This window comes from Gillisella terrae, assembly GCF_004801395.1.
Classification (GTDB): domain Bacteria; phylum Pseudomonadota; class Alphaproteobacteria; order Rhizobiales; family Rhizobiaceae; genus Allorhizobium; species Allorhizobium terrae.
On the sequence record NZ_SSOA01000003.1, the window covers coordinates 90,540 to 115,141 of the forward strand.

A 24,602-nucleotide genomic window follows, 5' to 3' on the forward strand; every position below is an offset into this window, starting at 1 on the left:
TTTATCCGTGCGACGATCTCAATTCCGACCCATGGTTTTCGATGACCGAGGACGGCGCATGGGCCACTCGATAGCAGTCTCGACCTTCATGCTTGGCGCTGTAGAGCGCGCTGTCGGCATCACTCATCAGGTCTTCCGGCCGATTGTTCTGGGTTGGCTCCAGCGTTGCCACACCTATGCTGACGGTGACAATGCCCTTGTCGCTTTTGGTGTGGGGTATGCGCAGGCTGCGCACCCCAGTTTGATATTGGGCTGCAAGCTCGATTGCCCCCTTGGTATCGGTGTTGGGAAGAATTAAAGCCATTTCCTCGCCCCCATAGCGGGCGGCGCAATCGGTGCTGCGTTTGGCCACGGCCTTCAGCCGCTTTGCCACTTGTCGAAGGCATTCATCACCAACCTGATGGCCATAGTGGTCGTTGAACAGCTTGAAATGATCAATATCGACCATGATCAGGCTCAGTGGCTCTTTCGAGCGCCGGGCACGGGCAAACTCTTGCGCCAATTTTTCATCAAAGGCGCGTCGATTGAACAGTCCGGTCAAGCCGTCGGTGAAGGCTGCTTTTTCCAAGGCGCGATTGGCCGTTTTCAAGATGTCTTCCGCTTCTTTTGTGCGGGTCACATCGGTGAAAACAATGATAGTACCTCCGCCGCCAACGCTGCATGTGCGCGCTTCCAGTGTCCGGCCATCCCAAAGGTGAAGTTCGCGCGCGCCCGGCATGGGCACAGCCTGAATTGTCTGTTGTGCCATGTGCGGTGTCAGCACTTCCTCTCCGCGGTGGCGGGATGCGGCAATGATGTCAGCCAGTTTCGCGCCCGGAACGCGGATATCGGCGGTCTTGGTGAACATCGCATGATAGCGCGCGTTGCAGTAAACTAGGGTACCGCTTCGATCAAACATCACCAGCCCATCGGCCATGTTGGCCAGGGCATCTGAGAATTGTTGCTGGCTGATGGCCAGTTTTTTCTCCAGCTCTTTTTCGGCGGTGATGTCGCGATTGTGGGTCACAAGACCAATCACCTCGCCGGTGGCATGGTCGAATATCGGATTTTTCAGCGTTGAAAACCATCCAGTTCCCCCATCCGGTCGCTCATAGCGTTGCTCGATATGGGCAGGTTTGCCTGTTTCCAGCACGGCTTGTTCATCTGCCCAATAGCGTGCTGCGAGTTCGGGGGGGTGAAAATCAGCATCCGTCTTGCCAATCAACTCATCCGGCGAAGCGACATTGAGAGCTCGGGCCGTGGCCGGATTGGCAATGATAAAGCGACCGCTGCGATCCTTGGCATTGAGGCTTTCCGGCAAGGTTTCGGCAATGAGGCGATAGAATTTCGCCTTTTCTATCTTTTCGCGCAGACGCAGTTCGGCGCGGACAAGACAGGTGGCGAACAAAACGGCAAAGAAAATCAACGGTATCAGCAGCGAGAGCCACTCAACGGTGTTGGTGCGGACCTCCGCAGGCAAGACAAAAATTGCAAACTGCGGCAAGGTGGCTACACCAGCACTGAACACAATGATGCGGCGCGTGCTGAGAATGGCCCTTTCGTCATTCCAGCTCACACATATGCCAATGACGGCTGCGGACATAATGGTAATGGTGCCCGCGCCAGCCCCCACGCCGCCCACAGAGATGCGATAGATGATGGCCATGGTTGCCCCGATCAGGGTCGAGACCGGCCCGCCAATCAGACCTGACAGGGCGATCGATACCGTTCGAAGGTCGGTGAAGACGCCAGGCGCAATGTTGATGGGAAATAACATAGCCGAGATGGAGGCAAAGCCGGCGACAATACCAAGGCCAACGGGGCGCAGGGAGGGGTATGACTGCTCAAGCAAGGCATCAACCCGGCTCCAGACGGTGGTGAACAACACGGCCAAAGCGACGTTGACCAAAATCAGTGTGGCAATTCCACCCATGCGTCTGCATGCTCCTACAACAAAGCGCCTGCTGATCATTTCAATTTGATCACCAAGCGCTATTGTATGAAATATAAGTTAATCTTAACTTTCGAATTTCATCAAGCTACGCACTCTCTACAGCGCATTGCGCTTTATATGGTGCAAAGAGGGGCTGTAACGCTCTCAATCTGCTGCATAATTCCTTAAATCCATTCCGATTGAGGGAATGAGGCAGTCCTGTAAAAAAGAAGGAGCCTCTTGAGGTGCCGCTGGCTTGCGTTTACTGCCGATAAGGCAGTTAAAGCAGAGTGGGGCAAGAACGTGACAGCAGCAAAATACAAATCAGGCCTTCGAAAAGCCATGGCATCGACAGCAGAGCAGCACTCGCTGCTGGAGGATGTGCAAGGCGTGCTGGCAGGTAGCCTTTTGGCATCACTCGGGGTGGTGCTGTTGTCCAGCGCCAAGCTTTTGTCGGGTGGCACCGCAGGTGTTGCTTTCCTTGCGCATTATTTGACGCATATCGGCTTTGGGCCAATTTTCTTCGTTATCAACCTGCCGTTTTATTATTTTGCCTTTCGGCGCATGGGGTGGGCATTTACGCTCAAAACATTCGTCGCCGTTTTGCTGACATCGGTGTTCAGCGCGGTCCTGCCGCATTTTATTGCCTTTTCAACGCTCGATCCTTTGGTGGCGGCGATTTTGGGTGGTTTGCTGATTGGCTCTGGCATGCTGGCCCTGTTTCGCCATAAAGCAAGCCTTGGCGGGTTCGGAATTCTGGCGCTTTATTTGCAAGATCGCTTTGGCTGGCGGGCCGGGCTGGTTCAGCTCTGCTTCGATGGCGTGGTGCTGATCAGCTCGTTTTTTGTCGCCTCCCTTGGCACAATCGCCGTGTCTGTGGCGGGAGCGGTGGTTTTGAACCTTGTTTTGGCTATCAACCACCGCAGAGATCGCTATATCGCGGTCTAAAGCATGTCGCGTTTTATTGTCCTCAATAAAACGATAACGTACATGCGAAAAAGAAAGAGCTAAAGCCCGTCGCAGTGAATCCTATTCACTGCGACGGGCTTTAGAGTTTGTCAGGGAAAAGTGGTCACCGGTTTTCCCTAAAAGGCAAACGAAAACAAAAGAATCGAGAGTTTGTCTGGTTCAATCTGAACCTGACAGACTCCAATGGGGCTATTTCTCTGTCCGGCGTGAGAAATAATTGGCCAAAATAGCACCGGAAATATTGTGCCAGACGCTGAAAATCGCGCTGGGCACGGCAGCCACGGGCGAGAAATAGGCGTTGGCAAGAGCGGCCCCAAGGCCACTGTTTTGCATGCCCACTTCAATGGCAATGGCTTTGCGCTTGGTCAGGTTCAGCCCCAACGCCTTGGCGGCAAAAAAGCCGAGCAGATAGCCAAGGCCGTTGTGCAGAACCACCACGGCAAAGATCATCAGACCGGATTGGGCAATGGCGGCCTTGCTGGCTCCCACAACGGCAGCCACAATCAGCACAATGCCGATGACGCTGACCAGCGGCAGAACAGGAACGGCGGCGCGCACCATCTTTGGTAACAGTTTTTGCGCAAGAAAACCCAAAGCCAGCGGGGCCAGCACGATTTTGACAATGCTGATGAACATCGCCCAGGCATCCACCGGCAGGAACTGGCTGGCCAGCAGCCAGACCAGAAACGGCGTGACCAAGGGGGCGGCAAGCGTCGTCACACTGGTGCAGGCAACCGAGAGCGCCACATCGCCCTTGCTGAGATAGGTCATGACATTGGACGATGTGCCGCCCGGGCAGCAACCCACCAGAATGACGCCCGCTGCCACTTCTGGCGGCATGGGAATGACATGGGTGAGCAGCACGGCCAGCAAAGGCATGATCAGGAACTGGCAGATGACACCGATCGTGACCTCAAGCGGGCGGCGCGCCACCTCTTTGAAGTCATCAACCGACAGGGTAAGTCCCATGCCAAACATGATAATGGCCAAAAGCGTTACAATCCAGGGTGCAATCTGCTTGGCCTGATCTGGAAATAAAAATCCAAGAACAGCGCAGACAATGACCCAAAAGGCAAAGGTTTTGCCAACGAATGTGGAAAAAGCGGCAAGTGCTTTCACAATGACCTCCTCAAGAATAAATTGAGGCCGTCTTTAGAACCGATCACACCTAAGTCAAGCCATGGACCGGGCAGATGTGTCGTGTCGAAGAACATGGTATGAGAATTGCGATGCGGCAAGCCGATGGCGTAACCCATGCCATTTTAGCCAGATATGCTCAAGAAAGAGACAGAGAATGACGTTTTTTCGCTCCAGTTTGGTCTTCGCCCTGTTGCTAGGTGCGCCGCTTGCTCAGGCCGCTGATGGTACGCTTGCGACAATCAAGAAAGCGGGGGTGATCCGCATCGGCACGACCGGCGACTATAAGCCTTTCAGCTATAAAGATGCTGATGGCGTGCTGGAAGGTGCTGACATTGCGATGGGCAAAGAGCTTGCCACCGATCTGGGTGTGAAGCCCGAATTTGTCGCCACCACATGGAAAACCATGCTGGAAGACTTCAAGGCCGATAAATTCGACATGGTGCTGGGCGGCATCACCGTCAATCCGGCACGCGCCGAAGTGGGCGATTTTTCGGTGCCCAACGTTAAAGATGGCAAACGGCCAATCGTGCGCTGCGAAGACAAGGACAAATTCACCAAGCTGGAGGCCATTGATATGCCGTCTGTGCGGGTGATCGTTAATCCCGGCGGCACCAATGACAAGTTTGCCCATGAGCACTTCACCAAGGCCGCCATCGAAGTCTTTCCAGACAACAAGGTCATTTTCGACCAGATCGCGGCCAACAAGGCTGATGTGATGGTGACCGATGGCGTCGAAGTGGATCTTCAATCCAAGCTGCACTCCGGCGTGCTGTGCCCTGCCGCGGTCAAAGAGCCTTTCACCCATTTCGAAAATGCCTATCTTTTGCAAAAAGATCCGGCTTTCAAAGCGGCGGTCGATGGTTTCATGACCAAAGCTTTGGCAAATGGCGATTGGAAAGCCAAGCTGGATGCCGCGATGAAGTAAGCCTTTTTCACTCGGCAGCGCTGCGGCGCATTGATGAGGCTTGAGTCACAAAGGCTCGGAGCGCTGCTGGCTTCACCGGCTTATGCTGCACGATAATGGACTGGCGCTCCGCCTCATTGCGCACGTCCATGGTGCGGTCCGCGGTGATAAGAAGGCCGGGGAGTGACTGATGATACAGCGCGCGCAGGCGCAAAATTGCGCCTATGCCGCTGCCATCGCCGAGATGATAATCGGCAATAATCACATCGGGCGGCGTTGGATGGGCTTTGAACACATCATCAAGCTCTTGTACCGATCCAGCGCTGATGACCGAGCAGCCCCAACCGCTGAGAAGCAATCGCATGCCTTCCAGAATATCAGGCTCATTATCGATGCACAGCACCCGCACACCGTTGAGCAGTGAGGGCGCTGGCGTTGCGGCTGTTTGTTTCTGTGCGCTTTGCAGCGGCACAGCATCGGCCTTGGCCAAGGGCATCGTGACCCGAAAACTGGTGCCGCGCTCGGGCTGGGATTCCAGCTCCACCGGATGTTTGAGAACGCGGGCGATACGATCGACAATCGACAGGCCCAGACCCAGACCGGAAGCATTTTTCATGCCTTCATCCAATCGGGCAAACTCTTTGAACACGGTGCGAAATTTGGAGGATGGAATGCCGATGCCGGAATCGGTCACCTGAATAACCGCCTGATCGCCGCGTTTGCGCACCCCCACCAGAACCTTGCCCGATGGTGTGTATTTGATGGCATTCGACACCAGATTTTGCACCAGACGCCGCAGCAGGTTGGGATCAGACCGCACAGAGAGATTGGTGGGCATGATCACCAGTTTGAGGCTTTTCTCCCGCGCCATCGGCTCGAAATCGGTGCGGATACGCTCGAGAAGGTCGTGCAGGGCAACTGATGAAAAGCGCGGTTTCATGGCACCGGTGTCCAGCCGGGAGAGATCCAGAACGGCACCCAAAATCAATTCGACAGACTCCAGCGCAGAATCAATGTTTCGGGCCAAAACTGCCTCATCCGATGGTCCAATGCGCTCGACCAGAGCCGATGAATAGAGCCTCGCGGCATTGAGCGGCTGCAAAATATCGTGGCCGGCAGCGGCAAAAAAGCGGGTTTTGCCAATATTGGCCTCATCCGCACTGGCGCGGGCCTCAGCCAAGGCTTTGTTGACGCGGGTCAGTTCGGCGGTGCGGGCAATCACGCGCTGCTCCAGCGTTTCATTGGCCTGTTTCAAGGCGCGATCTGCGGCCACCTGTTGGCTGATATCGGTAAAGGTCGCCACCAGTCCTTTGTCTGGCATGGCATTGCATCGCACCTCGACAATGCGCTCACCATTGGCCAGAACCAGTTGAAATGGTGCATCCAGATGATGAAAATTGGCCAGCACATTGGCTTCCTGCCCCGGTGCAATATCACCACGCGCCCGCAATTGCTCAACAATATCATGTAAAGGCACGCCAACCTGCCCCATCTCGTCGGGCAGATCCAGCAGATGGCGAAACCGTCGGTTCCAGATGGTCAATCGACCGGATGTGTCAAACACCGCAATGCCCTGATCCATCTGGGAAAGCGCTGTTTGCAGCATGTCCTGGTTATAATGCAGCGCTTCGCTGGCCTGATCCAGCAGCCAGGCGGTGTCGGCCGAGGTATCCTCCACCTTTTGCAAAATCAGCGACAGCACCAGCCGGGCCGAGGCCGAGCCAATGGCGCTGCCCAGCAATTGCTCGGTAAAATGGATAAAGGCCATATCGGCGGGGGCGTGATCTTCCAAACGCCGTCCCGCCGTGCGCTCATAGCTTTTGAGCGAGCGTTCCATGCGCTCCTGCCCAAGGTAGCGGGCAATGGCTGTTTTTAAATCACCCGTGCTGACCCGCGTTTTCCAGCCGCGCGTCGCAAACTGAGAGCGTAAGTGACCACGCACAAAAATGCCGGATTGAATGCGCTCAACCGGCTTTGGATTGCGGCTGAGGCTGCCCAAAACGAAAGCAACCGTATTGATCAGCAGGCTGAGAATGGTTGCGTTCAAAAGCAGATCAGGATTGGAGCCGGAAAAGGCGCTCACGCCGGGAAACAGGAAGGATAAAATCTGCGGAGCCAGATCCTTATGGGCATCCAGCCCGAAGCTTGGCAGCAGCAGCATGTAAATCCAGGCCAGAAAGCCAAGGGTCAGACCTAAAATTGCCCCACGGGCATTGGCGCGTCGCCAGATCAGCCCACCCAGCAGGGGAGGTGCAATCTGGGCAATGGCCGCAAAGGCCAAAAGGCCAATGGAGGAAAGGCCGCGGTCATCATTGGCAAGCCGATAATAGGCATAGCCCAGCAGCAACACAGTCAGGATCGCCAGGCGCCTTATGATCAGCAGGATCTTGGCGAGGCTTTGCGAGGCACTATAGCGGTGGTTGAAGCCCCTGCGCAGCAGGATGGGCATGACAATATCGTTGGAAATCATAATGGCCAGTGCCACTGTTTCCACAATCACCATGGCGGTGGCGGCAGAAAAGCCGCCAAGAAAGGTGATGAGCGAAACCACCGGCAAGCCGTGGGACAGCGGCAGCGAGAGCACATAAAGATCGGCATTGCCTGCACCATTGAAAGCCAGAAGGCCACCAATGGCAGCGGGAAGCACAAACAGATTGATGGCAATCAGATAGGCTGGCAAAAGAAAGCGCGCCGCTTTCAGGTCGCGGGGGGTGCGATTTTCCACCACGGTGACATGAAACTGACGCGGCAACATCAAAATCGCAAAGCCGGACAAGGCAATCAGCAAAATCCAGCGGCTGATGGGCGTTTCATGGGTGAGGGCCGCCATCACCTGCGGGCTTTGGGTGGCTGTACGCCACAGATCCAGCGGTCCATCGAACAGGAAGAAAACCACCGTGATGCCGAGGGTCAGAAAGGCCAAAAGCTTGACGACGGATTCCATCGAAATCGCGAGAATAAGCCCGTCTTGATGCTCGGTGGCGTCCGTGTGCCGTGTGCCAAACACCATGGCGAAACAGGCCAGCGTCAGCGTCACCACCAAAGCCAGATCGAGAAAGTAGAGATTGCCGGTGCCAATGCCATAATCGAGCGGATTGACCATGACGGTGACGGAGTTCGACACCGCTTTCAGCTGGAGCGCGATGTAGGGAATGGAGCCTGCCAGCGAAATCACTGTCACCAACATGCCGACAATCGGATTTTTGCCGTAGCGGGCGGCGACAAAATCGGCCCCGGAGGTCAGCTTTTCTGCCTTGGCAATTTCGATCATGCGGCGCATCAGCGGCATGCCCAGCGTCAGCATCAAAATAGGGCCAATATAAATGCCCATGAATTCAAGACCGTGATCCGCCGCGAGACCAACCCCGCCAAAATAGGTCCAGGATGTGCAATAGACCGCAAGCGACAGACCATAGACCAAAGGCCGTCCACGCGCAGGCCCTCTGCGGCGGCGGCTTAGGCGATCACCAAAGCTTGCCACGGCAAAAAGCAGCAGCAGATATAAAATTGACGCCGTAATGATCAGCCATGCCGGAAGCACTGTTTTGCCCCTCCCATTCCAGCCATAAGCTTAGGTCATCTTGTTGCAATTTGAAATCGGCACTGTATTGGCAATAAGTCGAAACAAACAGCGATGTTGTGCGTTCTGCGATGGCAGATCAGAGTGTCTTTCGCGCAACGTTTGCTTGCTTCACTTTTGATCATTCTGCTAAGCTGAAGAAAGGACAAGGCATGGTGGTGAAAGGGACAAAAGTGCTGAACGAATTCAAATCCTTTATTGCCCGTGGCAATGTTATGGATCTCGCCGTCGGCGTGATTATTGGCGGAGCCTTTGGCTTGATCGTCACCTCACTGGTCAATGATATCGTCATGCCCCTGGTGGGCGTGGTGTTTGGCGGCTTTGATTTTTCCAATTATTTTATCCCGTTGAGCGATAAGGTAACTGCGCTGACGCTGGCCGAAGCCCGCAAGCAAGGAGCGGTTTTTGCATATGGCAATTTTATCACCGTGGTGATCAACTTTGTCATTCTGGCATGGATCATTTTCCTGATGGTCAAGGGCGTGAATACGCTTCGCAAGCAATTGGAGCGGCAGGAAAAGGCCGAGATCAAGGCCGCGCCACCACCAGCCGACGTGCAGCTTTTGACCGAGATCCGGGATTTGCTGAAAGAAAAAATGACTTGAAAAATACGCTGACAGAGTACATATATGGTGCATACGCCCTACCAATTAGGTCTCTCCAAACGATCAAGGAGATGAACCGAAAGGTAGGGCTTTTTATTTAAATTTCTTTTTTTGGATTTTAAATGGATAGAGTTCGAAAGGTTGCCATCCTTGTCGACGGTGGTTTTTTTCTCAAAAGATTGAAGCGTTGGCCAAAAATTGATCGAGAAAACCCGCAAGAGGTTGCTAAGGCAATAAGGGGCTTATGCAAACGCCATGTGCAGAAACTGATTGGTGAAAAGGCCTCCGAAAGAGATAGCCGCTGGCTTGATCACGTTTACCGGCTTTTTTATTATGACGCCGAACCATTTTCAGGCGTGCCGCATCATCCCTTCAAAAATCGCCAAATCAATTATGGGGTAACGCCTGAGGCACAATTTCGCCGGAACTTATTTAACGAGGTGCGAAAGCTTCGGAAGTTTGCACTCAGACTCGGCTCTGTGAAGCAAGATGGCTATTGGTCGCCTTACGATCATCACATGAAGGGGCTCTTAAAAATATGGAGTCATCGAGAATATCTCCTGTCTGTGCTTGAGGATCCCTCACGCCATGATTCAATGCGCAGCGAAGCAGCAATCAATGCGCTGCGTGTATGGGGTGCTCTGAGTGAAGATGATTTACAGTTACCATTGCGTCAAAAAGGCGTCGATATGCGCATTGGTCTCGATATTGCGACAATGACGCTGAAGCGCCAAGTGGATACAATTATTCTGGTGACGGGTGATAGTGATTTTATTCCGGCAGCGAAACTTGCTCGGCGTGAAGGGGTTGAATTTATTTTGGACCCACTGTGGCAAAGCGTGGAGGATGGATTGTTGGAGCATGTTGATGGGATCACGTCGGGTTTTCTGGAGCCAGCTATGGCTGACAATCGACCTTGAATTTCATAATGTGTAAATGTTGAGCGATTGCCCGGTGGCTCACACTCAACCATCACCAAAAACAATCAATCCGCCACGCTTTATCATGGGATTTCTTGCTGTGCTTCGGGTATGAACGAAGCAATGTAGGAGCTTTGCCATGTCCCTGATTAACAGCCTGAGCCAACGTGCCACCGATGCCCCAGAGAGCGGTATCGTCGAAATCATCAATTACGCCCGCGGGCGGGACAATCTTTTGCCGCTTTGGGCCGGTGAAGGGGACTTGCCGACACCCGATTTTATCAATCGCGCCGCAAGTGACGCGCTTTTGGGCGGCGAGACCTTCTACACGTGGCAGCGCGGCATTCCGGAGCTGCGGCAAGCCTTGTCCGATTATTATCATCGGCATTTTTCGGCATCGCTTTCACCGGATCATTTCTATGTCACCGGCTCTGGTATGCAGGCCATCCAGCTTGCCGTGCAGGCCATGACGCAGGCGGGTGACGAGATGATCTATCTTTCGCCCTGCTGGCCGAACATTGTCTCCGCCATCAATATTGCCGGAACAAAAGCCGTGGGTGTCGAGATCGATTATGTTGACGGCGGCTGGAAGCTCGATCTTGCTCGGCTGGAAAACGCCATCACGCCCAAAACCAAAGCCCTGTTCATCAATACGCCGTCCAACCCGACCGGCTGGACAGCAAGTCTGGAGGACTTGAAAGCCATTTTGGCGTTGGCGCGCAAGCATGGTCTCTGGATTTTGGCCGATGAGATTTATGCGCTTTACTATTTTGTCGGTGAGCGTCGCGCTCCGTCCTTTCTGGATGTGATGGAAGAAGGCGATCGGGTGATTTTTGCCAATTCCTTTTCCAAGAATTGGTCGATGACCGGTTGGCGGGTTGGCTGGCTGGTGGCACCACCGGAAATCGGGCAGGTTTTGGAAAATCTCATTCAATATTCCACCTCGGGTGTGGCGCAGTTCATGCAGCGCGGTGCCGTTGTGGCCTTGAATGAAGGCGATGCATTCGTGCGCGAAAACATCGAGCGCGCCCGCACCTCGCGCGAGATTTTGCTCAACGCTCTGATTGCCACCAATCGGGTTCGCTCCGCCAAGCCGGATGGTGCACTCTACGCCTTTTTGGAAATTGATGGCGTGAAAGACAGCCGCAAGGCAGCGCTTGATATTGTCGATAAAACCGGCGTAGGCCTCGCACCCGGCACTGCCTTTGGCGCGGGCGGCTCCACTTTCTTGCGCGCGTGTTTCTTGCGCAATCCGCTCCACATCGAAGATGCTGCCAAACGGTTGAGCGACTATATAGCCAGACTGTGAACTGTCCGGCACTGACGGTTGCGCTCGATCCGTTAAGATTGCATTATCCATCTGTCTAAAATGTCCCGCACTTGTTATTGTCCATTCGAAGATTTTAACGGGCTAAAAGGTGCGTTTGGGATAGGAGTACAAGAGATCATCTCTTGTTGGGGAGAGCAATGGCAGTCTTGGTAACAGGCGGTGCTGGCTACATTGGAAGCCACATGGTGTGGTCGCTCATTGACAGCGGCCATGAGGTTATTGTGCTTGATCGCCTCTCCACAGGCTTTCGCAGTGCGGTTTCTCCCCAAGCCACATTTTATTACGGCGATGTCGGTGATCGCGACGTGCTCAGGCAGATCTTTGCCGCCCATAAAATAGAAGCGGTTTTTCATTTCGCCGGTCTGGTGGTTGTGCCTGACAGTGTGGAGAATCCGCTGGAATATTACAACAACAACACCGTGAAGGCCTGTATTCTGATTGAAGAAATGGTGCGGGCCAAAATCGGCAAGTTCATCTTTTCCTCAACTGCTGCCGTCTATGGCGCGCCGCAATCGGACCAGCCGATGCGCGAGACCGATGCGCTGAAGCCCGAAAGCCCCTATGGTCAGTCCAAGCTGATGACAGAGCTTATTCTGGCCGATACGGCGCGCGCTCACCCGGATTTTCGCTATGTCGCCCTGCGCTATTTCAACGTTGCCGGTGCCGAGCGAAAAGGGCGCACGGGCCAGTCGACCAGAGGGGCCACCCACCTGATCAAGGTGGCGTGTGAGACGGCGCTTGGTCAACGCGCCAGCCTCCATATTTATGGGACAGATTATCCGACGCCAGACGGCACCGGTGTGCGCGACTATATTCACGTTGACGATCTGGTTGATGCTCATGCCATGGCTTTGCATTATCTCAGGGCAGGAGAGCAATCTTTGGTTGCCAATTGCGGCTATGGGTGCGGGGCTTCGGTGCTGGATGTTGTGGCGGCCGTGGAGCGCGTGGCGGGCGTGACGCTTCCTGTTACACTGAGCGGACGACGCGCCGGTGACTGTGCATCGGTGATTGCCGATCCGACGGTGGCGAGGAAAAAACTCGGCTGGACCGCCGTTCATCCCGGTCTGGATAGCATCATTGCCACGGCGCTTGCGTGGGAGCGGCGCAGGCCGGTTGCAGAAGTTGCACTTTTGGATGGCATCGTGCCGCTTCTTGCTACCGCATAATTCCTGAAATCGGAATCGATTTAAGGTGAAAATAATCCAGCAGATTAAACGTGCGACAGCGCCGTGCGCCAACTTTGGTGAGAGGCGCTGTCTTGGTTTATGATCATTTGATCATCAAGGCACAAGTTTGACGACAGTTTGCCCCGCTAGGTTTGGTCCAGTTTAATCTGAATTGGGGCAAGGAATGGCATTGATTGCTGTTTGCTCGGCAGCAGACCTCCATGAGGCTGCGCGCTCGGCAGCCCCGGAGTGGGCATAATGAAAGCAGTTATTCTCGCAGGTGGATTGGGTACGCGCATTTCCGAGGAAACGCATTTGCGTCCCAAGCCGATGATTGAAATTGGTGGTCGCCCCATTCTTTGGCACATCATGAAGCTTTATTATGGCCACGGCATTCGTGATTTCATCATCTGCTGCGGGTTTAAAGGCTATATTATCAAGGAATATTTCGCCAATTACGGCCTGCATACCTCGGATATTACCTTCGATTTTGCCGAGAACCGCATGGAGTTTCACAAGCAGAGCGCCGAAAGTTGGCGAGTCACGCTGGTGGATACCGGCGAAACCTCGATGACCGGCGGGCGTCTGAAGCGCGTGGCATCCTATCTCAAAGACGAGGAAGCCTTTTGCTTTACCTATGGTGATGGCGTGTCCGATGTTGATGTTGCGGCCACCATCCGCTTTCACAAAGAACACGGCAAGCTGGCAACGGTGACGGCGGTGCAGCCACCTGCGCGCTATGGTGCGTTGGCCATGGATGGCGTAAACGTGCGCGGTTTTGTCGAAAAGCCTGTCGGCGAAGCCGGGTATATCAACGGTGGCTTCTTCGTTCTCTCGCCCAAATGCATCGATCGCATTGCCGGTGACGATATACCGTGGGAAGCCGCCCCGTTGATGGGTCTGGCCGAGGATGGCGAGCTATGTGCTTATATCCACGACGGTTTTTGGCAGCCGATGGATACTTTGCGCGACAAAAACCATCTCGAAGCCCTTTGGGCAAGCGGCAATCCGCCCTGGAAGAGCTGGTAAAGATGATTGATCCTCACTTTTGGCGCGGCAAACGGGTTCTGCTGACGGGCCACACCGGCTTCAAGGGCAGTTGGCTGGGGTTATGGCTGAGCGATATGGGGGCGGACGTGCATGGCCTTTCGCTTGCGCCAGAAACCTCGCCGAGCCTTTTTCGCCTGTTGCACGAGGGTGCCATTGACACCTGCGAGTTGCGCGATTTTGCTGCGGTGAAAACGCGGGTCGCTAGCGTCAATCCAGAGATTGTCTTTCACCTTGCGGCCCAGCCTCTGGTGCGCCAGGGCTATCGCGATCCGGTGGCAACCTATGAAACCAATGTGCAAGGCACGGTGCATGTGCTGGAAGCATTGCGAGAAGCGCCGCGCGTTAAGGCCATCGTGGTGATTACCACCGACAAGGTTTATGAAAACGCCGAAACGGGCAAGGCCTTTATCGAATCTGATCCCTTGGGTGGACATGATCCTTACAGCGCCAGCAAGGCGGCGGCTGAAATTGTGGTTTCCAGCTATCGCGCCTCATTTTTTGCGCAAAATTCCATCGGTCTCGCCACGGCGCGGGCCGGAAATGTGATCGGCGGTGGTGACTGGGCCGATGATCGATTGATCCCTGATGCCGTTCGGGCCTGGAGCACCGGCCAGCCCGTGCATGTGCGCCGGCCAAACGCGGTGCGACCGTGGCAGCATGTGTTGGAGCCTTTGGCTGGCTATATCGCCATGGCGCAAAAGCTTTGGCTGGAGCCTCACGCCCTGACCGCCCTCAATTTTGGCCCCGACCATGCCAGCGCCGCCTCTGTTGCGCAAGTGCTGACGCTGGCTGCCAAAAGCTTTGGAGAAGGGCACGTTGAGCTGGGCGATGGCAGCGAAGGTCCGCATGAGGCTGGCTATCTGATGCTTGATAGCACATTGGCGATGCACAGCTTGAACTATCGTCCACGCTGGTCTTTGCAGGAAACCGTTGAGCGCACGATGCGCTGGTATGCGCAGCAGCATAATGGTGCGTCGGCACTTACGCTTTGCCGGGCTGATATTGCAGCCTATCAGGCGGCTCTGTCGCCAGAACTGGACGTGGCTTTATGAGCACACGGTTCCAGCCACAGCCGACCGCTCTTGCCGGGTTGACGCTTCTGACCCGCGCCCGCTTTGGCGATGAGCGCGGTTTTTTGAGCCGCCTGTTCTGTGCCGAAGACTTGCCAGCTCTGGGCTGGCCGGGGCCGGTGATGCAGGTCAACGAAACGGCAACCCGATTTGCAGGCACCGTGCGCGGCATGCATTTTCAGCAGGCACCTTTTGCAGAATGCAAGCTGGTGACCTGCGTGCAGGGCCGCATTCTTGACGTGGCTGTCGATCTGCGGCGCAGCTCACCGACATTTCTTCAGCACGTGGCCGTCGAGCTTTCTGAAGACAATGCGTGTTCCCTTTTGATCCCGGCCGGTTTTGCTCACGGCTTTCAGGCTTTGAGTGACAATGTGCGGATGATTTACATGCATTCAGCACCGTTTCGGCCTGAGGCAGAAGGAGGGCTGCATGCGCAAGATCCTCGCTTGAATATTGCCTGGCCGCTTCCGGTTCAAAATCTTTCTGCGCGCGACCAGAACCATCCCTTGCTTGCCCCGGATTTCGAAGGACTTATTGTATGAAATGCCGCCATTGCGCGTCAGAAATGATGCATCCTTTTGTTGATCTTGGCACGGCACCGCCGTCCAACTCCTATGTGAAAGCAAAGGATCTGGCCAAGCCCGAACTGTGGTATCCCTTGGTGATCCGGGTGTGCGCCGAATGTAAGCTGGTGCAAACCGAAGACTTCGCCTCCAGAGAGACGTTCTTCTCGGAAGATTATGCTTATTTCTCGTCGTTTTCATCAAGTTGGCTGGCCCATGCCAAGTCCTATGTTGCGGAAATAGTTGATCGGTTCGCGCTGACGTCGCAATCGCATGTGGTCGAGATTGCCGCCAATGACGGCTATCTTTTGCAATTTGTGAAAGAGCGGGGCATGTCCTGCCTTGGCGTGGAGCCCACGGCCAGCACGGCAGCGGCGGCGCGCGAAAAAGGCATAGAGATTGTCGAGGATTTCTTTGGTGTTGCCCTAGCGGAAAAGCTGGTCGCTGAGGGGCATGCAGCCGACCTCACCGCTGCCAACAATGTTTTGGCCCATGTGCCGGATATCAACGATTTTGTCTCAGGCTTTGCGCGGCTGTTGAAGCCTCAAGGCGTTGCGACCTTTGAGTTTCCGCATCTGATGAACATGATCGCTCAAAGCCAGTTTGATACGGCCTATCATGAGCACTATTCCTATCTTTCGCTTTTGGCGGTTGATCGCATCTTTACCGCCAATGGACTGACGGTTTTTGATGTGGAAACCACGCCATGGCATGGCGGCAGCCTCCGGGTTTTTGCCTGCCGCAAGGATACGCAGGCGCACGCGAGAAGTGCGCGCGTGGATGAGATGCTCAAGCGCGAAATGGATGCCGGTCTTGGCGACATTGGCACCTATGCGGGCTTTCAGGCGCAAGCCAATAAAGTCCGCGATGATTTTCTGGACTTTGTGATTGATTGCAATCGTCAAGGGTTGACGATTGCCGCCTACGGCGCTGCCGCAAAGGGCAATACGCTGTTAAACTTCGCCGGCATCAAGGCCGGTCAGATCGCCTTTGTCGTCGATAAAAATCCGGCGAAACAAGGCATGTTCCTGCCCGGAAGTCGCGTGCCGATTGTTTCCGAGCAGGATCTTAAAACCCATAAACCGGACAGGGTGGTGATTTTGCCATGGAATCTGACAGAAGAGATCAAACAGCAGCTTTCGTATATCAGCGATTGGGGTGGGAAGTTCGTAACGGTGGTGCCCAGCCTGACGGTGCATCCCTGAAAGAGGACGAGCTTCTGATGGTGGTGCCGCAAAAGCTGACGCCGCCGCCAGTTACACCTCTTTCGCCCAAATAAAACGCTTCATTGCGCCCCAAATTCGGTGTTTTCCGGAGACTTTCGATGACCACCAGACCCACGCTTTCAATTTGTGTTCCTTCGCGTAACCGTCAATTTTACTTTCAAAAGACAATTGAAGGCCTGGTGCGCAACAAGCGTCAGGATGTGGAGTTTGTCTTTACGGATAACTCGGATGATCCTTCCATCATGGACGATTTCATGAAGGAGATCGTCAAGGATAAGCGTGTGGTCTACATCCCGTCAGCGGATACAACGCTGTCGATGATCGACAACTGGGAACGATCCATTCGCGCGACAACCGGCGAATGGGTCACATTCATTGGCGACGACGACTTCATCGAGCCTGATCTGGCGGGTTTGCTGAATCGCGTCATGGTGGCAAGCCCCGATCTCGATGCCTTCACCTGGGGCTTGTTTGGCTATTATTGGCCGGAAGAGGGCGTTGAACCCAAAGTGTTTAATGTTGGCTTCGATAGCACGATCGTCAAAGTTCCACGCTCTGAAGCGATGCGTCGCATGTTTGGCTGGTTTGAAGCAAGCGCAATCCCCACCTCGGGCTTTTCTATCTATCACGGGGCAGTTCGCAGATCTTTGCTGGATACGATCTTTGAGGCCTACGGCGGTGTCTATTTTGAGCACGCCAACGTCGACTATGAAATGGCGATGAAGGTGATTTTTAACGGCCGCAATTTTGCGACATGCCTGCGCCAGTTTTCAGTCATGGGCGTATGCCCTTTGAGTAACTCCTATTCCATCGGCCGGGTGGAAGACACCAAAAAGAAGATCAAGATTTTCATGGAAGAACTCGGCGGCAGGTTCCATGATGATCCAATGCTGGAGGAGTTCCCGTTCAGCTACTCTCTGGGTGTGACCGCTTCTATTGCCCTGACCCAGCACTGGTTCAAAGAAAAATATGGTGTCCGCTATGGTGGATGGGAGCGGGGTTTTGCCGAAGCTTGTGCGCATAACACTCAACTCTATCATGGGGAAGAAGAGTTTGAGGTCGTCAAGGCAGGCTATGAGGCTGCCTTCAAGAAATGGCAGGGCGGCAAGTTTTTGAAATACTATGCACCGGAGCGCCAAACATTTGTTGGAAGCTCTGACGTTTTGGTAACGGGATTCCACAACAAGGGTGTTTATGTGCGCGCGGATATTGCCGGGGCGCAGACCCCTGCTGACGTCTGGGATGTCTACACGAGCATGGCTATTCCGGTTGACGATATTGTCGTTCCACGCAGAGGTTTGACACCAATGTCTGAAGCAAGATGGCTTGCCATCGAGCCGGAAGAAGACGTGGACTTGAGCAAAATGACGAAAAAAGAATTGAAGAAATTTGGGCAAAATAGAGCGAAATCGGCATGATAGTGTATGCGGCTGAGTTTCTCGTTCTTGGTTTTGTTTAAAACAGACAAGCGAAATGCGAAGGCGTGCTCCAGGGGTGTAGAGGATATTCAAATGGCTGAAGTGTGTGCGAAGACGGCTGAGACTGCATGTGAAGAATTTCCCCGCAAAGGTTATACGGTTCTGCCGAAATTTTATAGCGAGCAGGATGATGTCGAGCCGATTCGAGAGGGCATTCGTGTCATCCTGGAGCGGATTTGCCATAAATATGGTGTCGAGGCTTTAACCGATACATCGTGGAATGCGATGACCAAGGCATATCCTGCGCTGATTGCTCAAAATCGGGCTTGGGGTGGTGAGGTCTATGATGCGGTCAAGCAAATTCCAGCCTTCATGCAATTGGTGACCAAGGCGGCAAATCTGGACATTTTCCAGACACTTCGTCCCGGGTCGGTGCCAGGCATTGCGGCTGGCGGTTATGGTATCCGCATTGACAACCCTCATGAAGAAAAATTCCGCGCTCATTGGCATCAGGAATTTCCCACCCAATTGCGGAGCGTCGACGGTATTGTTTTCTGGACGCCGCTTTTGCCGGTCACGAGGGAGATGGGGCCAGTGCAGATTGCGGAAGGCTCCCACGCCGAAGGCATTATTCCGGTCTATTCCAATGATGGTGGTGCCAACAAGACCGGGGCTTACGCCTTGTTTATGGATCGGGTGGACGAGCGGCTGGCGCGTTACGATGTGGTCGCCCCGCTTACCACGCCAGGCGATTTGGTTTTGATGGACTTCCTGACAATGCATCAGGGCGGCCACAACGTGTCCACCATCCCGCGCTGGAGCATTCAATTCCGGTACTTCAATTTTGCTGATCCGGTTGGCACGCGCATCGGCTGGTGCGGCTCTTTTGCGGCCGGTATCGAGTTTGGCAAAGTCCTGCCGGAACTGGTGGCGAAGCCGGAGACGACACCATGATGGCGTGTCGGGTCTGTCAGGCCAAGCTCGACAAGCCGGTCTATGAGGCTTCGGCTCCAGCGCTGACGTCGATGATGACCTTTGTCGACAGCCCAACGGTGGTTTATGTTTGCGATACCTGCGGCCATGCGCAATCGTGCGACTTGCCTGATGTCGACAGTTTTTATGATACCGACTACCGCATCTCGCTTCAATCGGAAGACCATGACCAGATCGTCGGCACGGCAGACAATGGTGATCCAATTTTCCGCACGGATCACCAAGCAGCCCTTGGGCTTAGACTGCTGGATATACCGCACGGTGCCCGCGTTCTCGATTACGGTGCCGCAAAAGCGACGACTTTGCGCAAAATGGTGCAGGCGCGACCAGATTTGCACCCGCATGTTTTTGATGTCAGCAATGATTACGCATCAGCGTGGCAGGGCTGGGTGCGTGATGAAGATCAAGCCATTTATGCGCTTCCAGCCGCATGGCATGGCCGGTTTAACATCATCATAAGCCATTTTGTCATTGAGCATGTGCGTGATCCGATTGCCTTTCTGAAGACACTTCGGGATTTGCTGGCTCCGGGTGGGCGTATTCTTGTGTCTATGCCCGATGTGGCCGCCAATCCCGGCGATATGACAGTTGCCGATCACCTCAATCATTTCAGCGTATCATCGCTCAAATATAGTTTTGCGCTCGCGGGTTTTACCGTTGAGGTGATTGATACAACCGCTTTTCCGGGCGCGTTTTTTGCCGTTGCCGTCAGAAACGATGTTCTGGATGCGCCAAATGTTGATCCGGATGAGGTTTTGGCCGGAGCAGAAAAAGCGCAAGAAATTTGCCGCTTTTGGGAGCGTGCGACCCAGACGATTGATGCGGTTGCAAAGCGGCTGAAGGGGCGTAATGCCGTGATTTATGGGGCTGGTTTTTACGGCAGCTGGATCAACAGTCGCATTGTTGCGGATATTGCGCCGAGCGCTTTTCTGGATCTCAATCCAAACCTGCAAGGCTCAATGCATTTTGATCGGCCTGTTATTGTGCCGGGCGACATTGATGAGCGGACAGATGTGGTTTTTGTCGGGCTTAACCCGCTGAAGGCGAGAGCGATTATTGCGGGCCAGCCCGTGCTGAACAGGCCCGGTCTGGATCTTGTCTGGATTGATGACTGACGCGGTTACGCCGTGCGCCATATATGGCGCACGGCGCTTTATTATAACATGCGTTCCAGAATGAGCACGTCGTGCGCGTCGCCTTTTGTATCCACAAAATGCTGTTCCATCGTGCCGATGATCCGATAGCCCGCGGCGATATGAAGTTTTATTGAGGCGAAATTATCGGCCCGGATCTCGGCCACCAGCTTTCGCAGGCCCAGGTCTTCGCGGCCGAGCTGCACAATCATGCTCATGGCTGCACGGCCCAAGCCTTGGCCCTGGATATGTCGTGACACGGCCAATCCGCCGTGCCCGATCCGATTGTGGTGGTGAACCCCGCCGATTTGAATAAAGCCAACGGCAGCTCCGGTCTGGGCATTTGCGATGATGCGAAATAACCCGCCTGGTTCTTTGCGCCGTCTTTCAATCCAATCCTGAACGGCCTCGTCATCGGTCTGCTTTGGAATCGACATCAGCATATCATGCATCAACGGATCCCGCCGGATGTTTGCCAGCGTTTCAAAATCCGATGCCTGATAATCTCGAAAGAGAGCGGGTGCGATCGGTGGATTGCTTTTGTCTGACGGTGGAATATCCGACATCGTTTCAATGCCCAGGTTTGAATTTTTGCAAGGTCTTCAAGGCAAACGCGTTGTTTTCGGGTTTGCAATCCATCCCACCGCGAAGAGGGGTGGATCGATTTACCCGGGGGTGAAGGCGCGCCAATCAACGGTTGCCGGGCGCAGGTGGTCTTTGGCTTGATCGCGCGGGACAGCGGCAATCAAATCGAGGCCGGTCACGTAAGGCGTGAAATCTCCGTGTGGCTGAGGCCACGGCAGAGGATCGTAACGCATGTAGGATACCGAGATATTGGCATCGTTAAACAGGCTGTGATTGAGATAGGCCCATGCGCCGTGCCCGGTGATATAGTCTGTTCCGGAAACCGCTTGAACCAACTCGAACAAGCGCTCAGACGATGTGGTTTTGCAGCCCATCTCAGACGAGCGATACACACGAGGAGGCAGGATGCCGAGGTGATTGGCCTGGCTCTCGGCACTTGCGATCAACCGATCGCACAGTGACCCCTCCAGTGCCATGGTTTGGTCGAAGAGAGACAGGGCGTCGAGCTTGTGTGGATACCGGCTCAAAACCTGCGATAACAACACCCGGTGAGATTTTTCCCAGGTGTCATTGGAGGGTTCAAGATCAATGATCCTCTGGTCATAGCGACCTTTGCTGACCACCGGAATGGACATCCAGCACCGCTCACCCGCCGTCTTGACCTGAATTCGACTGGTGAAGCTGCGCTTGGAATATTGGACATCATCAAGCCAGATATAGACGTCGGCAAGTGCCATCTGGGCCATGAAGCCAGCCCAGGGAAAATACATGGGTTGAGAAATGACAACACGGGTCATTCAGAGGCCTGTGTTGCTGTCGCTGGTATTTCAGCCGTCACTTTTCGGCGCACATAGCCGCCCGGCGAGGATGACAGAACCAGTTTGCCGTTCAGCACGGCATCCACTTCAAAACAATCTGTTTCCGCCATGTAATCATGCAGGGCAGAAAGCGGCTCATTGCCCTGATACCAGATCTTGGAGCGTTTTTTGGGTGCCGTTTCTTCTGTCAGATGACCAACCACGGTATCGGCCACCACCAGATAGCAGCCCTCTGTCACCAAGGGGCCATAGGCGCGGCATTCGGCCAGAACGTGATCGCGGGAGTGATCGCTGTCCAGCACCACCATCACCTTGGCACCCGGTGGAATCAGGGCTTTCACCTTTTCCATGACGTCGTCGTCAACGGAGCCGCCTTCGATCAGCGTGATGTATTTCGACAGTGGGTGTTTCTCAATCGAATCGCGATTATGGGCGCGAATATCAATATCGACACCGATCACTTTTGCCTTGTCATTGCCCATGGCCGCCAGCAGGGACGCCATGAAAATCATCGAGCCGCCGCGTGCAACACCGGTCTCAATAATAATATCGGGCTTGGAATTCCAGATCACTTCCTGGGTCGCCATCACATCAGCCGGGAACTGAATGATTGGCACGCCCATCCAGGACCAGAGATAAGAGTAATCATATTGGTCAAGCGTCAACATCAGCTTGAGTGATTCGTCGAAGGCCTGGCTATCGGCTCCCAAGGCAAGGCTCATTTTGCGCTTGTTCTCTTCAAATTCGAGACGGTCATCAGGATGAGTCATGGGCGCTGGTGGCCTTTCCTAGCTGTGTTATCAGGCAAACGGGATGTCATTGCGGGTTTACCAAATGCTTGATCACATCTGCCACCCGACCAATCTGGTCGTCGGTCATATCGTGATAGCTTGGCAGGTTAATGGCCCGCTCCGGGATTTCATAGGCGTTACGGTTGATCAGAACCGGTTGGAACATTGGCAGGCTGGAGAGCGGGTGGAAAAACACTCGCGCATCAATGTTGGCCTTGGCAAAGGCGTCAATCATCTGTTCGCGACGAATGCCAAGCGCCTGATCCATCACCACGGTGGGCATCCAGGCACCATTGCGCGTGCCCGCAGGCTCTGGATTAAAGCTCAGGCCCTGAAGCGCGCCCAGCAATTCCTTGTAACGCTCGAAAATCTCATGCTTGCGGGCGGTGAGGGTGTCGATCCGCTCCATCTGGGCGCAGCCAATGGCGGCCTGAATGTTGGACATTTTATATTTGAAGCCGACCATATCAGGCCAGAATTGCTTCTTCTGGCCCCGCGCCCTGCCATGATTGCTCAAGGTCAGCACCGTCTCATACAGGTCCTCGTCATTGGTCACAAACATGCCACCTTCGCCGCAGGTGACGGTTTTTGTGCCATGAAAGGAATAGGTGCTAAACCGACCCATCGAGCCAGCGCGCCGACTATTGGTCCAGACCGAGCCAATGGCCTCTGCGCTGTCTTCAATCACGGGAATGTCGTGGGCGGCACCAATCGCCAGCAAGGCATCCATATCCGCGAGATTGCCGTAAAGATGGGTGGCAATGATGGCTTTGGTGTTGGGGGTGATGGCGCGCTCTACCAAGGCCGGGTCCACACACCAGGAATGGGCGTCGACATCGACAAAAATCGGCTTGGCACCCAGATGCACAACGGGCGAAACCGTGGCAACCCAATTGGTATCCGCCAAAATCACCTCATCGCCAGCACCGATGCCAAGGGCTGCGAGGCCGAGATGCAGGGCTCCCGTGCAGCTTGATGTCGCAATGGCGAAGCGGGTGCCAATATGTTCGCGAAACTGCTTTTCGAAGCGATAAATATAATCATAACATTTATCGCCCCAGCCATTGGCGGCGGCGTCAGCGGCAAAGCTGGTTTCAAGATCGGTAATCGAGGGCTTGGTGTAAAGAATACGATTTTGCACGATGGAAGCCCTTATTTCTTCTTTTTACTCAGATCGACAACCGCACCACCGCTCACAATCACCTCGATGGGTGTCAGCATAGCCCGCATTACCGCATAAAATTCCTGGGCGGTGACCGCATTGCCAATAAAGCGATCGACCAGCAGGATTTTGCCGAAAAGGCCTCGGCGTGCATCGGAAGGGGGCGTGGCAGAGTAGGGCGGCTGGAAGCCCGCCACAAAAGCAGCACCGCCCGGCATGGCAAGCAATGCCTTGCGATAGGCCTCGGCCTTGGCTTGAAATGCAGATGGATTATGCTCCGATGCGCAATCATAAAGGCATGCCGTGACAAAATCCTCGCCAAATCCGGCCCATTCACTGCCGAGTTCCGCCAGGGTCCGAACCTGAATTTCTGCGATTGCGGCCGTGATGCCTATGCCGGAATGAAGAGGAAAATTCTCGATCGCAGATGGGACATAGTGCGGCCTGAAGGGTTCCACATTGCAGGCAGACAGCGGCCTGTTGCTGAGCGCGAGCGCATCCGCAAAAATCAATACCCGCGCCGACCATTCATAGTGTGGCAACAGTGTCAGCCAGCTCAACTCGCCGCAGTTTCCCAAAATGGTTTCCACAAGGCTGCGCTTGATGGCACCATGAAACAGGCCAAAGGGCATCCGGGGCGTTTGCTGCGCCCCTTTCCAATAGAAAAAGGCTTCCAGCATGGGCGCCTTATCATAGGCCGTTACATTGTGCAGAACCGGCACGGCAACATTGCTTGGCACATAGCGCGGGGTGGACGGCGAGATCTGGAAAGCGTTCCAGCCCAGCGCATCAGCCTTTGGCTGCTCTTTTTCCAGATATGTCAACAAAGCTGGCAGATCAGGCTCTATCATGTCTTCGGGATAGATCAGCGTGACCCAATCGCCTTGCGCCGCTGCAACTGTGCCAACCCACAATTGGCCGGCCGAAATATTGTCAGGAGCCGGCGGCAAAAGCCGCAACCGCGTGTCGCGCTCGGCTATTTCGGTGATGTCCAAGGCATCCTGCAAGCGATTGCCGAAGGTGGACAGGATGATTTCCAAATCGGCTGCGTCATTTTTCAAAAGCTCACGAATGAGATAGGTAGGCAAACCATGACCGGGCTCAACTGGAATGCAGACGGATAGCTTGGGCATCAACAGCTCACAGAATACGCGCGGCAAAACCGCTGGACACATTTGCCGTGACCACGATCCAAACACGACAGCGCCTCTCACCAAATATGGCGCACAAAGGACGCTGTAGCACTTTTAAGCTGCTGCATAAT

21 protein-coding genes are annotated in these 24,602 nt (G+C 54.5%); 13 read left to right on the top strand and 8 right to left on the bottom strand.

The window, feature by feature from the left end; genetic code table 11:
* Position 1: 1 nt before the first annotated feature.
* Complete coding sequence (locus E6C51_RS07645) at positions 2-1,912, bottom strand: diguanylate cyclase (protein ID WP_190235552.1); 1,911 nt, start codon at positions 1,910-1,912, stop codon at positions 2-4.
* A gap of 342 nt (positions 1,913-2,254) precedes the next feature.
* On the opposite strand from E6C51_RS07645, the gene E6C51_RS07650 reads away from it, so the two are divergent.
* Positions 2,255-2,860: a YitT family protein gene (locus tag E6C51_RS07650; RefSeq protein ID WP_190235772.1), complete on the top strand. Its 606-nt coding sequence runs from the start codon at positions 2,255-2,257 to the stop codon at positions 2,858-2,860.
* Positions 2,861-3,070: 210 nt separating this feature from the next.
* Here E6C51_RS07650 and E6C51_RS07655 read toward each other — a convergent pair whose 3' ends face one another.
* The gene (locus E6C51_RS07655) at positions 3,071-4,000 is read right to left on the bottom strand and encodes a bile acid:sodium symporter family protein (protein ID WP_146932021.1); all 930 of its coding nucleotides are present in this window, start codon (positions 3,998-4,000) and stop codon (positions 3,071-3,073) included.
* A gap of 175 nt (positions 4,001-4,175) precedes the next feature.
* Between E6C51_RS07655 and E6C51_RS07660 the strand changes: the two genes are divergently transcribed.
* Positions 4,176-4,946, top strand: a complete 771-nt coding sequence (locus E6C51_RS07660) for a transporter substrate-binding domain-containing protein (RefSeq protein WP_190235553.1) — start codon at positions 4,176-4,178, stop codon at positions 4,944-4,946.
* Positions 4,947-4,953: 7 nt separating this feature from the next.
* Here E6C51_RS07660 and E6C51_RS07665 read toward each other — a convergent pair whose 3' ends face one another.
* Positions 4,954-8,466 carry a hybrid sensor histidine kinase/response regulator gene (locus E6C51_RS07665; RefSeq protein ID WP_190235554.1) on the bottom strand — a complete coding sequence of 1,171 codons (3,513 nt, stop codon included), beginning with the start codon at positions 8,464-8,466 and terminating at the stop codon, positions 4,954-4,956.
* Between the two features lie 212 nt (positions 8,467-8,678).
* On the opposite strand from E6C51_RS07665, the gene mscL reads away from it, so the two are divergent.
* From mscL to E6C51_RS07720, 11 genes are all read left to right on the top strand, one after another.
* The gene (gene mscL / locus E6C51_RS07670; RefSeq protein ID WP_146932729.1) at positions 8,679-9,110 is read left to right on the top strand and encodes a large conductance mechanosensitive channel protein MscL; all 432 of its coding nucleotides are present in this window, start codon (positions 8,679-8,681) and stop codon (positions 9,108-9,110) included.
* 122 nt (positions 9,111-9,232) lie between these two features.
* Complete coding sequence (locus tag E6C51_RS07675; RefSeq protein ID WP_190235555.1) at positions 9,233-10,030, top strand: NYN domain-containing protein; 798 nt, start codon at positions 9,233-9,235, stop codon at positions 10,028-10,030.
* Between the two features lie 139 nt (positions 10,031-10,169).
* Entirely contained in the window at positions 10,170-11,339 is a 1,170-nt protein-coding gene (locus E6C51_RS07680; protein WP_190235556.1) for a pyridoxal phosphate-dependent aminotransferase, read from the top strand.
* 158 nt (positions 11,340-11,497) lie between these two features.
* Positions 11,498-12,529 carry a UDP-glucose 4-epimerase GalE gene (gene galE / locus E6C51_RS07685; protein WP_190235557.1) on the top strand — a complete coding sequence of 344 codons (1,032 nt, stop codon included), beginning with the start codon at positions 11,498-11,500 and terminating at the stop codon, positions 12,527-12,529.
* Between the two features lie 258 nt (positions 12,530-12,787).
* On the top strand, positions 12,788-13,558 hold the full coding sequence (rfbF, locus tag E6C51_RS07690) for a glucose-1-phosphate cytidylyltransferase (protein WP_146932008.1): 771 nt from the start codon (positions 12,788-12,790) through the stop codon (positions 13,556-13,558).
* Positions 13,559-13,560: 2 nt separating this feature from the next.
* Positions 13,561-14,631: a CDP-glucose 4,6-dehydratase gene (rfbG, locus tag E6C51_RS07695; RefSeq protein ID WP_190235558.1), complete on the top strand. Its 1,071-nt coding sequence runs from the start codon at positions 13,561-13,563 to the stop codon at positions 14,629-14,631.
* A complete protein-coding gene (locus E6C51_RS07700) occupies positions 14,628-15,191 on the top strand; it encodes a dTDP-4-dehydrorhamnose 3,5-epimerase family protein (RefSeq protein ID WP_190235559.1) in 564 nt (187 codons plus the stop codon). Before rfbG ends, E6C51_RS07700 begins: the two co-directional genes overlap by 4 nt.
* Positions 15,188-16,417, top strand: coding sequence for a class I SAM-dependent methyltransferase (locus E6C51_RS07705; RefSeq protein WP_190235560.1), 1,230 nt, complete (start codon positions 15,188-15,190; stop codon positions 16,415-16,417). Before E6C51_RS07700 ends, E6C51_RS07705 begins: the two co-directional genes overlap by 4 nt.
* Positions 16,418-16,536: 119 nt before the next feature.
* Positions 16,537-17,856 (top strand): glycosyltransferase, encoded by a 1,320-nt coding sequence (locus tag E6C51_RS07710; RefSeq protein ID WP_190235561.1) that lies wholly within the window; start codon positions 16,537-16,539, stop codon positions 17,854-17,856.
* 93 nt (positions 17,857-17,949) lie between these two features.
* Entirely contained in the window at positions 17,950-18,810 is an 861-nt protein-coding gene (locus E6C51_RS07715) for a phytanoyl-CoA dioxygenase family protein (RefSeq protein ID WP_190235562.1), read from the top strand.
* Entirely contained in the window at positions 18,807-19,964 is a 1,158-nt protein-coding gene (locus E6C51_RS07720; RefSeq protein WP_190235563.1) for a class I SAM-dependent methyltransferase, read from the top strand. Before E6C51_RS07715 ends, E6C51_RS07720 begins: the two co-directional genes overlap by 4 nt.
* 41 nt (positions 19,965-20,005) lie before the next feature.
* Here E6C51_RS07720 and E6C51_RS07725 read toward each other — a convergent pair whose 3' ends face one another.
* The 5 genes from E6C51_RS07725 to E6C51_RS07745 all read right to left on the bottom strand — a co-directional run bounded on the left by E6C51_RS07725 (position 20,006) and on the right by E6C51_RS07745 (position 24,471).
* Positions 20,006-20,548, bottom strand: a complete 543-nt coding sequence (locus E6C51_RS07725) for a GNAT family N-acetyltransferase (RefSeq protein ID WP_190235564.1) — start codon at positions 20,546-20,548, stop codon at positions 20,006-20,008.
* Between the two features lie 99 nt (positions 20,549-20,647).
* The gene (locus E6C51_RS07730) at positions 20,648-21,364 is read right to left on the bottom strand and encodes a WbqC family protein (RefSeq protein WP_146931992.1); all 717 of its coding nucleotides are present in this window, start codon (positions 21,362-21,364) and stop codon (positions 20,648-20,650) included.
* A complete protein-coding gene (locus E6C51_RS07735) occupies positions 21,361-22,155 on the bottom strand; it encodes a cephalosporin hydroxylase family protein (protein ID WP_190235565.1) in 795 nt (264 codons plus the stop codon). The genes E6C51_RS07730 and E6C51_RS07735 overlap by 4 nt, the downstream gene beginning before the upstream one ends.
* Positions 22,156-22,201: 46 nt before the next feature.
* On the bottom strand, positions 22,202-23,317 hold the full coding sequence (locus E6C51_RS07740; protein ID WP_190235566.1) for a DegT/DnrJ/EryC1/StrS family aminotransferase: 1,116 nt from the start codon (positions 23,315-23,317) through the stop codon (positions 22,202-22,204).
* Positions 23,318-23,328: 11 nt separating this feature from the next.
* Entirely contained in the window at positions 23,329-24,471 is a 1,143-nt protein-coding gene (locus tag E6C51_RS07745; protein WP_190235567.1) for a hypothetical protein, read from the bottom strand.
* Positions 24,472-24,602: the final 131 nt, after the last annotated feature.